This window comes from Halobaculum marinum, from assembly GCF_029338555.1.
GTDB classification, from domain to species: Archaea; Halobacteriota; Halobacteria; order Halobacteriales; family Haloferacaceae; genus Halobaculum; species Halobaculum marinum.
Window position 1 is genome coordinate 755,040 of the sequence record NZ_CP119989.1, and the last position, 13,135, is coordinate 768,174.

General features: G+C 71.5%; 11 protein-coding genes. 8 read left to right on the plus strand and 3 right to left on the minus strand.

Features of this window, described 5'->3' with window-relative positions; translation table 11 throughout:
- Positions 1–137: 137 nt before the first annotated feature.
- A complete protein-coding gene (gene tgtA, locus P0R32_RS03945) occupies positions 138–1,673 on the plus strand; it encodes a tRNA guanosine(15) transglycosylase TgtA (protein ID WP_276238645.1) in 1,536 nt (511 codons plus the stop codon).
- Between the two features lie 24 nt (positions 1,674–1,697).
- Entirely contained in the window at positions 1,698–3,464 is a 1,767-nt protein-coding gene (gene arcS, locus P0R32_RS03950; protein ID WP_276238646.1) for an archaeosine synthase subunit alpha, read from the plus strand.
- Positions 3,465–3,487: 23 nt separating this feature from the next.
- On the opposite strand, the gene P0R32_RS03955 is transcribed toward arcS, so the two are convergent.
- On the minus strand, positions 3,488–5,854 hold the full coding sequence (locus P0R32_RS03955) for a methyl-accepting chemotaxis protein (RefSeq protein WP_276238648.1): 2,367 nt from the start codon (positions 5,852–5,854) through the stop codon (positions 3,488–3,490).
- Positions 5,855–6,012: 158 nt separating this feature from the next.
- Between P0R32_RS03955 and P0R32_RS03960 the strand changes: the two genes are divergently transcribed.
- Genes P0R32_RS03960 through yqeC form a run of 5 tightly spaced genes read left to right on the plus strand, consistent with a single transcriptional unit; the run spans position 6,013 to position 11,663 of the window.
- The gene (locus P0R32_RS03960; protein WP_276238649.1) at positions 6,013–8,070 is read left to right on the plus strand and encodes a hydantoinase/oxoprolinase family protein; all 2,058 of its coding nucleotides are present in this window, start codon (positions 6,013–6,015) and stop codon (positions 8,068–8,070) included.
- Positions 8,067–9,845, plus strand: a complete 1,779-nt coding sequence (locus P0R32_RS03965) for a hydantoinase B/oxoprolinase family protein (RefSeq protein ID WP_276238650.1) — start codon at positions 8,067–8,069, stop codon at positions 9,843–9,845. Before P0R32_RS03960 ends, P0R32_RS03965 begins: the two co-directional genes overlap by 4 nt.
- A gap of 46 nt (positions 9,846–9,891) precedes the next feature.
- On the plus strand, positions 9,892–10,413 hold the full coding sequence (locus tag P0R32_RS03970; RefSeq protein WP_276238651.1) for a redoxin domain-containing protein: 522 nt from the start codon (positions 9,892–9,894) through the stop codon (positions 10,411–10,413).
- A 47-nt stretch (positions 10,414–10,460) separates the two neighbouring features.
- Positions 10,461–10,919 (plus strand): hypothetical protein, encoded by a 459-nt coding sequence (locus P0R32_RS03975; RefSeq protein WP_276238652.1) that lies wholly within the window; start codon positions 10,461–10,463, stop codon positions 10,917–10,919.
- Positions 10,920–10,925: 6 nt separating this feature from the next.
- The gene (gene yqeC, locus P0R32_RS03980; protein ID WP_276238653.1) at positions 10,926–11,663 is read left to right on the plus strand and encodes a selenium cofactor biosynthesis protein YqeC; all 738 of its coding nucleotides are present in this window, start codon (positions 10,926–10,928) and stop codon (positions 11,661–11,663) included.
- Positions 11,664–11,683: 20 nt separating this feature from the next.
- Here yqeC and mobA read toward each other — a convergent pair whose 3' ends face one another.
- The gene (mobA, locus tag P0R32_RS03985) at positions 11,684–12,319 is read right to left on the minus strand and encodes a molybdenum cofactor guanylyltransferase (RefSeq protein WP_276238654.1); all 636 of its coding nucleotides are present in this window, start codon (positions 12,317–12,319) and stop codon (positions 11,684–11,686) included.
- Between the two features lie 58 nt (positions 12,320–12,377).
- A complete protein-coding gene (locus P0R32_RS03990; protein ID WP_276238655.1) occupies positions 12,378–12,779 on the minus strand; it encodes a hypothetical protein in 402 nt (133 codons plus the stop codon).
- Positions 12,780–12,963: 184 nt separating this feature from the next.
- Between P0R32_RS03990 and P0R32_RS03995 the strand changes: the two genes are divergently transcribed.
- Positions 12,964–13,122, plus strand: a complete 159-nt coding sequence (locus P0R32_RS03995) for a hypothetical protein (RefSeq protein WP_276238657.1) — start codon at positions 12,964–12,966, stop codon at positions 13,120–13,122.
- The last annotated feature ends 13 nt before the right edge of the window (positions 13,123–13,135 follow it).

Below are 13,135 nucleotides of genomic sequence, written 5' to 3' on the forward strand. Positions count from 1 at the left end.
CCCGCTCCGCGCGACTCGGTCGGTGCGATGACACCGCCCGGCGCCGACTCGCGTGTCGTCCGTTCGCCACCCACCAGCCGTGAGGCTCGCCGGCCCGGAGCGACACCCTTACTCGCGTCCCCGGGAACCTCGCCACAATGCGCGAGCACTTCGAGATCCGGGACCACGACGCCGCCGGCCGCATCGGGGAGTTGACCGTCCCCCGTGCGGGCGTCACCGTCGAGACTCCCGCTCTCCTCCCGGTGATCAACCCCAACATCGAGACGATCGACCCGGGCCGACTCCGGTCGGAGTTCGGCGCGGACATGCTGATCACCAACTCCTACATCATCCGCACGACCGACGACGTGCGCGAGCAGGCGCTCGAAGAGGGGCTCCACGAGATGCTCGGCTTCGACGGCGCGATCATGACCGACTCGGGGAGCTTCCAGTTGGCCGAGTACGGCGAGATCGACACCACGACGACGGAGATCCTGGAGTTCCAGCGCGACATCGGGAGCGACGTGGGCACGCCGGTCGATATCCCGACGCCGCCGGACGTCAGCCGCGAGCAGGCCGAGTCCGACCTGGAGGTCACCCGCCAGGCGCTCGCCGACGCCGAGGCCGTCGACACCGGCGACATGCTCGTCAACGCGCCTGTCCAGGGGAGCACCTACCCCGACCTGCGCGAACAGGCGGGCCGCGAGGCCGCCGCGACGGATCTGGACGTGTTCCCCGTCGGCGCGGTCGTGCCGATGATGAACAGCTACCGCTACGACGACATGGTCGACGCCGTCGCCGCCGCCAAGCGCGGCCTCGCCGAGGACTGCCCGGTCCACCTGTTCGGTGCGGGCCACCCGATGATGTTCGCGCTGGCGGTCGCGCTCGGCTGTGACCTGTTCGACTCCGCTGCGTACGCGCTGATGGCGCGCGACGGGCGCTACCTCACGGTGTCCGGCACGGAGCAACTGGAGGATCTGGACTACCTCCCCTGCTCGTGCCCCATCTGCCACACGCACACGCCCGACGAATTGCGTGCCGCGCAGGGGGACGAGCAGGAGTCACTACTCGCCGAGCACAACCTCCACGTCACCTTCGAGGAGTTGCGCCGCGTGAAACAGGCGATCCGCGACGGCGACCTGCTCGAACTCGTCGAGAAGCGCGCCCGCGGCCACCCCGCGATGGCCGACGGCTACCGCGCCCTCCTCGAGCACGCCGACCAACTGGAGCGCATCGACAGCGCCTCCAAGGGGACGTTCTTCTCCGTCTCCCACGAGTCCGCTCGTCGGCCCGAGGTGCGCCGCCACCACGAGCGTCTCCCGCGACTGTCGGTGCCCGACCGCCTGCTGTGCACGGAGTACGGCACGCCCTCGGACCACGACTACGACGAGGTGTGGCGCGTCGTCCCGCCCTTCGGCCCGTTCCCCCGCGCGCTCTCGGAGACGTACCCCCTGACCGCCGAGGTGCCCGACCGCACCGACGCCGCCGCCGAACGCGCCGCCGCCGAGGGGATCCGGGCGCTGGTCGAGGCGAACCCGGAGGCGGACGTGACGCTCGCACACGACGGGTGGGGCGCCGACGCGCTGGCGGTCGTTCCAGAGTCGGTGACGCTGGAGAATCTGGCCGCCGGCGGCCACCGCGACCGCGGTACCGGGAGTGACGACGCCGCGGACGACGGAAGCGAAAGCGAATAACGCCCGGACCGCACATCCCGCGGTATGACCGACTACTTCGAGGTCCACGAGCGGGACGGCGCCGCCCGACTCGGGGAACTGCGCCTCGATTCGCCGCTGACGACGCCGGCACTCGCGGACGACGTGGTGCGCGATGCCGGGTCGCTGTGGAACGCGGAGCGCGACGCGCCCGACGGCGACGACGCGGTGCTCACGATCCTCCCACACCGCGCGTACCCCGCCGGCACGCGCGAGGAGGTCGTCGACGCCTTCGCCGCCGAGTACCCCGACATCGGCGGCCCGAGCGCCGCCGTGATCCCGAGCGACGCGCCCGACGTGGGCGGCGCCGCCGACGCGCCAGTCGACGCGTTCGTGCTCTCGGACGCGCAGGGCGTCGTCGGCCACGCGGCCGCCTTCGCTGAGGCCGTCGTCGACGTGCGCGAGACGGTGCCCGCCGACACCGCGCTGTACCTCTCTGGCGTCGCCACGCCGCTGAACGTCGCGACGCTCGTGTACGCCGGCGTCGACCTCGTCGACGCGAAGCGGGCGCGGGTGAAGGGGAGCCAGGGCAAGTACCTCACCGACGAGGGCGAGCGCTTCCTGGAGGACCTGGACGAACTCCCGTGTTCGTGCCCGGCGTGTCAGGTGCCCCGCGAGGAGTTCGACCACGCTGCCTGCGAGGAACACAACGTCAACGCGCTGGAGGCCGAACTGCGCCGCGTCCGTCGCCGTATCCGCGAGGGTCGCCTCCGCGACTACGTCGAGGGGCAGGCCCGCCACGAGCAGTGGCTCACCGCTGCGTTCCGCGAGTTGGACCAGCAGTACGGCTACGTCGAGGAGCGCGCGCCCGTCGCCCGCAACAACGAGTTGTCGGCGGCGACGAGCGACACCATCCGTCGCCCGGAGATCCAGCGGTTCGCCGAGCGCGTCACCGACCGCTACGTCAACCGCTTCCGCAACCCGCTCGTCCTCGTGCCCTGCTCGGCGCGCAAGCCGTACTCCGAGAGCCAGAGCCACGGCCAGTTCCACGACGCGATCCAGTTCCGCGCGCACCTCGCGTCGATGACTTCGCCCATCGGCGTCGTCCCGCAGGAACTCGAACTCACCTACCCCGCCCAGCACTACGACACCGTGGTGACGGGCCGGTGGTCCGAAGACGAGAAGCAGTTCGTCGCCGAGGTACTGAAGCGCTACCTCCAGCGCAACGAGTACCCACGCGTGATCGCACACGTCCCGGAGGACGGCTACCGCGACATCTGCGAACGCGTCGAGGAGCAGGTCGACGTGCCGTTCGAGTACACCGTCGAGGACCACCCGACGACGACCGAGTCCATCGGGAACCTCATGTCGACGCTCGACGGCGAGTTGAAGTACACGAAGCGGGAGCGCGAGCACAACACCGTCCGCGCCCTCGCCGACTACATGCTCGGCGACGGCGCCGGCGACGACCTGTTCGACGAGTTGAACACGCGCTCGCGGTACCCGAAGCTCCAGGTGCGCGACGACGACGAGGAGTTGCTCGCGACGATGGTGCCCACCTACGGCGCGCTGGCGTTCACGCTCGCAGGCGCCCACCAGTGGGTCGACAGCGACGCGCCGACGAAGACCGTCGAAATCGACGCGTTCGTCCCGCAGGGCAGCGTGCTCGCACCGGGCGTCGTCGACGCGGACGACGACATCCGCGTCGGCGACGAGGTCGTCGTCGAGGGACCGAAGGCGTTCGCCGTGGGCCGTGCGGAGATGCACGGCGCGGAGATGCGCTCGTCGACGCGCGGCATCGCCGTCGACGTGCGCCACAGCGAGGAGCGGTAGCCGGTGAGGAGTCCGAAGCCGCGTTAGTCGTTTTGAGCCGGACGCCCCCCGTCGGTGGCCGCGGGGGCACTGGACGGACCGTCGGCATCAGCACCGCTCGTGACGGGAGAGTCTCCCCGAGCGCTGGCGCCGCCAGCAACGTCGACGTCGAACTCGGCAGTTAGCGACCGGAGGTCGGTGGCGCGGTCGGAGAGTCGCTCCACCTCGCTGGTCACCTGACTGAGCGACGCCGTCTGTTCTTCGGCGGCAGCAGAGACCGTCTGCGCCTCGACGGCCGTCTCCTCGCTGACCGCGGCGACCTCGTCGGCCATCGTCACGACCTCCTCCGCGGTGGTGGCTTGATCGCTCGTCGCCTCCGAGATGGACTGGACGCCGTCGTTGGCGCGCTCGACCGCCGCGATGACGTCGTCGAGCGCCCCCAGGCCGGACTCTATCGTCTCGGTGCCGTCGTCGACGCGCTCGCGCATCGACGACATGTCCTCGGCGACGTCGTCGGTCGACGCTTGGACCTGTTCGACGAGGTCGTCGATCCGACCGGTCGCCTCGCGCGTCTCGGTCGCGAGTTGCTTCACCTCGTTGGCGACGACGGCGAACCCGTCGCCCTCGGCCCCGGCGCGGGCGGCCTCGATCGAGGCGTTGAGCGCGAGCGTGTTCGTCTGCTCGGCGATGCCGTCGATCAGGGTGACGATCTCTCCGATCTCGTCGACCTCGTCGCTCAACCCGCGCACGAGCGTCGCCGTCTCCTTGGTCGCCTCCTGGATCGACTCCATCTCGTCGACCGCCTCGTCGGCGAGTGCTCCGCCTTCTTCGCCTATCGTCACCGCCTCGGTCGACTGCTGGGCGACGTCCTCGGCGGTCGCCGCGACCTCCTCGACGGCGGCGGACAGGTCGCCCATCTCCCCGTTCAACCCGGAGATCTGTTCTGTCTGCTCGGTCGTACCCGCGGTGATCTCCTCGGTCGAACTCGCGACCTCCGCCGCCGCCCGCTCGGTCTCTTCGACGCCCGCGGCAGCGTCCTCGCTCACGGTCGCGACTTCCTCAGCGACCTCGGTGACTCGGGCCATCGCAGTCTCGAGGTCGGCGACCATCTCGTTGAACCCCTCGGCGATTGTCCGCATCGCGTCGTTGTCGGTGTCGGTCTCCATCCGAGCCGTGAGGTCGCCGTCCGCCGCCGTCTCCATCACGTCGCCGTGCGATTCGGCGACCCGCTGCAGTTCGGCAGTCGTCTCCTCCATCTCCGTGATGGCCGCGTCGAGGTCGACGCGCATCTGTGCGATCGACGCACCCAACGTCCCCGGAACGTCGCGGTCCAGCACCGGCGCGTCGAACTCTTGATTCGCGACCGCATCGGCTTGGGAGGCCGCGAGGTCGACGTAGTCGGTGACCCCAGCGAACGCGTCTCTGATCTGTCCGATCTCGTCGATCCGGTCGTCGCCGACAACCTGGCTGTCGTCGACCTCACCGGCCGCGAGTGCGTCGGCGCTGTCGCTGAGCTCACGGAGTGTGGTCGCGGTCGACCGGCCGAGCGTCAGGCCGATCAGCAGGAAGCCCGCCAGCGCCAGTCCCGCCAGGATCGCGAAGTCGCGCTGGACGGCCTGCTTCAGTACGTACGCGTTCGCCGCCGGCGCCTGACTGAACACGACCCAGTCGGTTCCCTCGACGGGCGCGTAGCCGGCGACGGTGTCACCAGCGTCGTAGCCGCCGGAGTCGCCCTCGGTGCCAGCCGCGAGGGCGCCCTCGTCACCGTCGAAGTCGGTGAGCACCGAGTCGGTGTCGGAGGCGAGCACGATCCGTCCCGAGTCGGCGTCGACGACCGTGGTCTCCCCACCCTCGATCGAGGAGTGGAAGTTCTCCACGAAGGCGTCGGCCTCGACCGTGACGACGACCGCGCGGTCGCTCTCGGGGACGGCGCTGGCGAACGCGAGCAGTTCGTGCCCGTCTGCCATGTACGGTTCGGACATCACGACCCCGCTCTCGCCGTCGAACGTCAGTTCGAGGTGGTCGAACACCTGCCCCTCCGCGCTCGCCGTCGTCGACGCTTCGATCTGGTTCGAGGAGGCGTCGACGACGTGGAGCGCGTGAGTCGACTCGGGGAAACGCTCGAGTTCGGTGTCGAGATACGGTCCGAGTTCCCCCGCCTCGCTGTGGTAGGGGACTGCTTCGGACAGCAGTCGCGTCACCTGTCGCTGCTCTTCGATCCACCCCTCGAGTTCGTTCGCCTCCAGCACGGCGGTCGTCTCGAGTTCGTTGTGCTTCTCGTGGGTCAACTCAGCGGCGACCTGCCCCTGTAGGACGACGCCAGCACCGGCGACGACAACGATCGTCGCGAGTGTCAGCGCAGCGAACTTCCGCAGGTAGGTAGCGCGCAGGATATCCGGCACGTACGACATTCACCCGATTCAAGGAATCTTCTGGTATAAAGGCCACAATCCGATTATCAGGTGTCGTTCCCAGCCACGGCACGCGAGTCCGTCGATGCCACGGAGGGCTTCCCCCCGCCGCCGACCGCGAAGCGAACGCATACAACCGTCCCCTCGTACCCACAGGTATGACAGCCAACGACGCGGGGACGCGCGTCGGCGTCGACGTGGGCGGCACGTTCACGGACCTCGTGACGGTCCGGGACGGAGCGATCCGCGTCGACAAGACGCCGTCGACGCCGGCCTCGCCCGACGAGGGCGTCGTCACCGGCTTGCGGGGGCTCGACGCGCCGCTCACCGAGGTGGGTTTCCTCGGCCACGGGACGACCGTCGCGACGAACGCCGTGCTGGAAGGCGAGTGGGCCGACACCGCGCTCGTCACCACGGCGGGCTTTCGCGACGCCGTCGAGATCGGTCGCCAGACGCGCCCGGACATCTACGACTTCGACGCGACCAAGCCCGACCCGGTGGTTCCCCGCGACCGCCGGTTCGAGGTGCCAGAGCGCGTCGACGAACGCGGCGACGTGCTGCGGGACCTGGACGAGGCCGCCGTCCGCGACCTCGCCGGCGACCTCCGAGAGTCGGGCGTCGAGAGCCTCGCCGTCTCGTTCCTCTTCTCGTTCGAGCACCCCGACCACGAGCGCCGCGTCCGCGAACTCCTCCGCGAGGAGGGCGTCGACGCCAGCGTCTCGCTCTCGTCGGAGGTGCTACCCGAGATCCGCGAGTACGAACGCACCCTGACGACGGCGATGAACGCCGCGCTCAAGCCCGTGATGGACGCGTACCTCGGGTCGCTGGCCGACAGCGTCGCCGAGTTGGGCGTCGACGCGCCGCTGCGCGTGATGGGGTCGAACGGCGGGCTGATGGCCGCCGACGCCTCGCGCGAACGCCCGGTCAACACCCTCTTGTCGGGCCCCGCGGCGGGCGTCCGCGGCGCCACCCACGTCGCCGGCAGGCGCGGCGTCGACGACTTGATCACGATGGACATGGGCGGCACCTCCTGCGACGTGAGCCTCGTGCGCGGCGGCGACCCGCTCGTGACGACCGACACCGAGGTCGGCGACTACCCCGTCTCGGTCCCGACGGTCGACATCCACACCGTCGGCGCCGGCGGCGGATCCATCGGGTACGTCGACAAGGGCGGCGCCCTCCGCGTCGGCCCGCGCTCCGCGGGCGCCCAACCCGGCCCCGTCTGCTACAACCGCGGCGGGACGGAACCGACCGTCACCGACGCCCACCTCGTCCTCGGACGCATCGACCCCGCGGCGTTCCTCCCGGACGCGCTCGGCCGCGACACCGACGCCGTCCGCGACGCCTTCGCACCACTGGCCGAAGCGGTCGCCGGCGACCCGGACGCGACCGAGGCTGCCGCCCGCGGCCTCCTCGACGTGGCGAACGCGAACATGCGCCGCGCACTCCGCGTCGTCAGCGTCGAGCGTGGCTACGACCCCCGCGAGTTCGCCCTCGTCGCCTTCGGCGGCGCGGGACCGCTCCACGCAACCGCGCTCGCGGACGCGCTGGACATCCCCGAGGTCGTCGTGCCGCGCGCCGCGGGGGTGCTGTCGGCGCTCGGCCTGCTCATCAGCGACGTGGTGTACGACTACTCCACGTCGATGGTGCGCCGCTGGGCCGACGTCGACCCCGCTGCGCTCCGCGAGGCGTTCGCCGAGTTCGAGGCCGAGGGCCGGTCGGAACTGCGCGACGCCGGTCGCACGGCCGACGAGATGGCGTTCGAGCGCACGCTCGACCTGCGGTACGCCGGCCAGTCGTTCGACCTCTCGGTGCCCGTGGAAGGCGACCTGGACGACGACGAACTCGCGGCTGTGGAGGAGCGATTCCACGCGGCCCACGAGCGCCGGTACGGCCACGCCTCGCCCGGTGAACCGGTCGAGCTCGTGACGGTGCGCCTCCGCGCACGCGGCCTCGTCGACCCGCCAGAACTCGCGGTCGAGGAGCGCGGCGGCGACCCGGCGGACGCGGTTACGGAGACGCGCCGAGTCGGCTTCGCCGACGCCGACCACGAGACGCCGGTGTACGACCGTGCGCTCCTCCCGACGGACGCCGCGTTCGACGGCCCCGCCGTCGTCGAGGGGACCGAGAGCACCGTCGTCGTCCACCCCGGCCAGCGCGCGCGGGTCGACGGCGACGCGAACCTGGTCGTCGAGACCAGAGGTGCGGGCGAATGAGCGACGCCCCAGACTCGGGGGTCGACTCGGTCACCCTCGAAGTGATCCGCAACGGCTGCGAGGCGGTCGCCGAGGAGATGAACGCGACGCTCGTGCGGACGGGCTACTCGCCGAACATCAAGGAGCGCCAGGACTGCTCGACGGCGCTGTTCGACGCCGACGGCGAGATGATCGCGCAGGCGGAGACGATGCCGGTCCACCTCGGCGCGATGCCGTACTCCGTCGCCGCGGCGGTCGAGGCGTTCCCGCCGGAGACGCTGTCGCCGGGCGACTCGGTGCTGCTCAACGACCCGTTCCGCGGCGGCGCGCACCTCCCGGACCTCACCTTGGTCACACCGATCTTCGACGCCGACGGCGACGAGGTGATCGCCTTCGCCGCCAACCGGGCACACCACGCCGACATCGGGGGGTCGACGGCCGGGTCCGTGGCGGCCGACTCGACCGAGATTTATCAGGAGGGCCTCCGCATCCCGCCGGTGAAGTTCGAGGCGGGGACCGGCGCGGTCGCCGCCGACGGCACCCCCGAAGGCGAGGTGCGCGACGACGTGCTGTCTATGATCCTCGCGAACGTCAGGACACCCGAAGAACGCCGCGGCGACCTCCGCGCGCAGGTGGCGGCGAACGCGACCGGGCGCCGGCGCTTCCGCGAGTTGGCCGCCGAACACGGCAACGACCTCGCGCCCGCGTTGGAGGAGATCAAAGACTACTCCGAGCGGCGGATGCGCGCCGAGCTGGCCGAGCTGCCGGACGGCACCTACGAGTTCGCCGACGCGCTCGATGACGACGGGCGCGGCAACGAGGACCTCGTCGTCGACGTGACGCTCACCGTCGACGGCGACGCGGTGACCGTCGACTTCACCGGCACCGCCGCCCAGACGGACGGCCCCATCAACGCCGTGCTCGCGGTGACCGCGTCGGCGACGTACTACGCGGTTCGCTGTGTCACCGACCCGGACATCCCGCCGAACCACGGCTGTTACCGCCCCATCGACATCGTCGCCCCCGAGGGTACCATCGTGAACCCGACGCTCCCGGCGGCGGTCGTCGGCGGCAACCTGGAGACGAGCCAGCGCGTCACCGACGCGGTGCTCGGTGCGCTCGCGCAGGCGGCGCCCGAGGCCGTCGCCGCCGCGGGACAGGGGACGATGAACAACGTCACGCTCGGCGGCACGGACCCCCGTGACGGCTCGCCGTACGCGTTCTACGAGACACAGGGCGGCGGCTTCGGCGGGCGCGCCAGCGGCGACGGCATGGACGGCGTCCACGTCCACATGAGCAACACGCTGAACACGCCTGCAGAGGTGCTGGAGACGGCGTACCCGCTCCGGATCGAGCGCTACGAACTCCGCCCCGACTCCGGTGGCGCGGGAGAGTCGCGCGGCGGGCTGGGGCTCCGTCGGGACATCCGCGTGCGCGACCACACCGCGCGGTTCAGCCTGCTCGCCGAGCGCCACGAGTCGCACCCCTACGGCCTCGCCGGCGGCGGCGAGGGGGCCAACGGCGCGGCGTACCTTGTGGACGACGACGGCGAGGACCTGGAGAAACTGCCCGCGAAGCACACACGCGACCTCACCGCCGGCTCCGTCGTCAGCGTGCGGACGCCCGGCGGCGGCGGGTACGGCGACCCCGACGACCGACCAGACGAGGCCGTCGAGCGTGACCTGCGACTCGGGAAGTTGACGCCCGAGGTCGCGCGCGAGCAGTACGGCTACGACGTGGACGAGTCCGACGACGACGCGCCCGACGGAGCGAGCGACGGCGACACCGACGACTGACTGCCGCCGGACCAACAGTTTAGCACTCCGAGACCCACGGACGGGTATGCTCGACGTAGGCGACGACGCTCCCGAGGTGACGGCACCGATGGCGACCCCCGAGGCGGTCGCGACCACCGACCGCGGCTCCTACACCAGCGACGATGTGGCCGAGTTCAGTCTCTCGGACGCGCTCGCCGAGGGGCCGGTCGTCCTCGCCTTCTACCCCGGCGTGTTCTCGCGTACCTGCACGCAGGAGCTGTGTGAGTTGCGCGACTGGAAGGACGACCTCGCGGATCTGGACGCGCCGCTGTACGGCGTCAGCGCCGACACGCCGTGGTCGCTGCTGGCGTTCATCGACGAGTACGACATCCAGTACCCGCTCGTCTCGGGGTTCAACAACGCCGTCGTCGCCGACTTCGACGTGCGCCGCGAGGAGGGGATCATGCGGGGCATCGCGAACCGCGCCGTGTTCGTGGTCGACCCGTCGGGCACCGTGACGTACACGTGGAAGGCGACGGAGCCGCTGACGTTCCCCGACACCGACGCGGTCGAGGCGGCGGTCGCCGAGGCGGCCGCCGGCGAGTAGCCGGCGCGACCGCAACACTTGTCAGCCGACACCGATATCCGCCGACGATGCCCTCCACCACAGACACGGCTGGCGGTCTCGGCCGACAACTCCTGTTTGCGCTCGCGGCCGCCGCCGTCGCCGCCGTCGTCGGCACCGTCCAAGCGTTCGTCCCGCTGCTGATCGACCTCTCCGGCGACACGGTCTGGCTGCTCACCGCCGCCAGCGCCCTCACCGCGGGCGTGAGCGCGGTCGTCGCCGGCGTCGCGGGCTACGCCGCCGGGATGCGCGAGCCGAGTCCCGAGGCCGTCGTTCGCACCGCGGCCGTGTTCGCCGTCGCCGCCGTCGTCGGGTTCGCCGCGGGACTCCTCGCGTCCCGGTTCGTCGTGGACGACTGGAGCGGACAGGCGCTCGTCGCGGTCGCCGCGATACTCGTGCGCAGCGTCCCGTTCGTCGCGGGCGGCGTCGCCGGGGCGGCACTGTCGGTCGCCCGCGACGCAAGCTACTCGGCGCCGGCGACGAACTGATCGCGCATGACCCCTGAAGACGCCCTCCCGACCGACGGCCTCGTCTGCGTCGTCGGCGCCGGCGGCAAGAAGACGACCCTCTACACGCTCGCGTCCCGTCTCGACCGCGCGGTCGTCACCGCGACGGTCCGCATCCCCATCTTCGACGAGCACGTCGCACGCGTCGCCGTCACCCCCGACCCCGTGCCGGCGCTCACCGACGCCTCCCCCGACGACTATCCCCTCGGGCTCGTCCCGGAACGCGAGCGCGACGACCGCTACCTCGGCTACGACCCGGGCATCGTCGACGACCTCGCCGCCGCCCACGACGGCCCGGTGCTCGTGAAGGCCGACGGCGCACGGATGCGGGAGTTCAAAGCGCCTGCCGACCGGGAGCCACAGATCCCTCAGTCTGCGGACGCGGTCGTGCCCATCGCCTCGGCGCACGTCGTCGGCGCGCCTCTGACCGACGAGCGCGTCCACCGGCCCGAACGTGTCGCGGCGGTCGCGAACGTCGACGTCGGCGACGAGGTGACTGCCGAGACGGTCGGTCGCGTGCTTGCGTCTCCCGCGGGCGGGCTGAAGGACGTTCCCGCGGACGCCGAGGCCGTCGCGCTCGTCAACAAGGTCGACGACGAGGCCGACGAGTCAGTCGGACGCGCTATCGCCGCGGCGGCGTTCGACGCCGACGGCGCCGAGCGACTCGACCGCGTCGTGCTCGCGGCGATGGGGGAAGGGCGGGTCGTGGAGGTGATCGAACCGTAGTCCGGGTCGGAGACTGGCCCCTACTCGAACGCCGTGGCGGCGGCGGCGACCTCTTCGCGGGTGTTGCAGTTCTCGAACGTTCTGTCGTCGACGCCCAGCGCCGCGAGGTCGTCGGCGCCGACTACGGCGTACTCGAGTTCGAACAGCGGCGCGAGGATCTTTCGGTCGCCCCGGTCGAGCGCGGCGTCGCAGGCGTCCGCCATCGGTCCCGCGCGGTACACCGCCTGCGTCGTCTGGAACCACTCGTCGTCGACGCGGGGGACGACGGCGTCGTACCCCTCGTCGAGTCGCTCGAACAGCGCCTCCACGAGCGTCGGGTCGACGAACGGCATGTCGCAGGCGACGACGAACGCCGGCGCGTCGGGGCCGCCCCACGCCTCGACGCCGCGACAGGCGGTGCGGATCCCGGCCATCGGCCCCTCGTCTGGGTCCGGGTCCTCCGCGTAGCGGACGGGCAGCGGGTACCCGGTGAGCGCGTCCTCGATAGCCGCACGCTGGTCCGCGCGGCCGTTGACCACGAGGCGGTCGACGGCGTCGACGAGGCGGTCGGCGACGCGACGGATCATCGGGACGCCCGCGACGTCGGCGACGGCCTTGTCGCGGTCGCCGAAGCGGGTCGAGCGCCCGCCCGCGACGACGGCGGCGTACCGGGTCATCGTCGAGGGTGGCCGCCGGCGGGCGAGCACGCCCGGACCGGGCGGAGGGCGCGGTCAGTCACGACTCGTCGACGAGTCGGCGCGCCGCCTCGCCGAGGTCGACGCCCACGTCGTCGGTCGTGTGGGCACCGATCTGGTCGACGTTGCGCGTGAGCACCTGGAGCACGTCCGCGGCCTCCGCGTACACCAACAGGTTGCCGTCGTCGTCCTCCATGACGAGTTGGGTGTCGGCCAGTCGGACGCAGCCGTCTTCGATGCTCGCGGCAATCGCCGGCAGCGCCCCGTCGGCGCCGTCCCCGTCGCGGAGTTTGGTGACGTACACGGCGTCGAGGCCGACGAGCTCCTTGTGCTCGCTGACGACCTCCGCACACGCCACCATGTCCTGCGACACCGCCGCCTTCGCGGGGTCGTCGTGGTCTCCGGCGAGGCACCCCTCGCACACTCGGAGCTCCATGCGCATACCCCGCGGTCTGCGGCCGGGGGGATATACGTTCGGCCGCGACGGCGACGCTCCACCTGGGCTGCCCCCGGCGCTTAAGCCGCGCCGGCGCGGGGTTGCCACCGTGTCCGACCTCGAAGCGGGGCCGCTCGCCGCCGGGACAGGGCCCGAGCGCACACCTACTCCGACGGGGAGGCGGTGACCGGTGCTCCGACGTACTCACGAGTGCGACCGCTGCGGCGCCGACATCGCGCCGGGCGACGAGTACGCCGCCGTCGACGGCATCGCGCCCGACGGCGAGATTCGGGTGCTGCTGTGTGCCGCCTGCGCGGTCGATTTCTCGCGGTTCCTCGACGGGGCGTGACCGACCGCGGGAC

Coding starts and splice junctions, on each gene's coding strand:
- P0R32_RS03955 (WP_276238648.1), bottom strand. CDS start 5,854: ATGTCGTACGTGCCGGATATCCTGCGCGCTACCTACCTGCGGAAGTTC.
- P0R32_RS03960 (WP_276238649.1), top strand. CDS start 6,013: ATGACAGCCAACGACGCGGGGACGCGCGTCGGCGTCGACGTGGGCGGC.
- mobA (WP_276238654.1), bottom strand. CDS start 12,319: ATGACCCGGTACGCCGCCGTCGTCGCGGGCGGGCGCTCGACCCGCTTC.
- yqeC (WP_276238653.1), top strand. CDS start 10,926: ATGACCCCTGAAGACGCCCTCCCGACCGACGGCCTCGTCTGCGTCGTC.
- arcS (WP_276238646.1), top strand. CDS start 1,698: ATGACCGACTACTTCGAGGTCCACGAGCGGGACGGCGCCGCCCGACTC.
- P0R32_RS03990 (WP_276238655.1), bottom strand. CDS start 12,779: ATGCGCATGGAGCTCCGAGTGTGCGAGGGGTGCCTCGCCGGAGACCAC.
- P0R32_RS03970 (WP_276238651.1), top strand. CDS start 9,892: ATGCTCGACGTAGGCGACGACGCTCCCGAGGTGACGGCACCGATGGCG.
- tgtA (WP_276238645.1), top strand. CDS start 138: ATGCGCGAGCACTTCGAGATCCGGGACCACGACGCCGCCGGCCGCATC.
- P0R32_RS03975 (WP_276238652.1), top strand. CDS start 10,461: ATGCCCTCCACCACAGACACGGCTGGCGGTCTCGGCCGACAACTCCTG.
- P0R32_RS03965 (WP_276238650.1), top strand. CDS start 8,067: ATGAGCGACGCCCCAGACTCGGGGGTCGACTCGGTCACCCTCGAAGTG.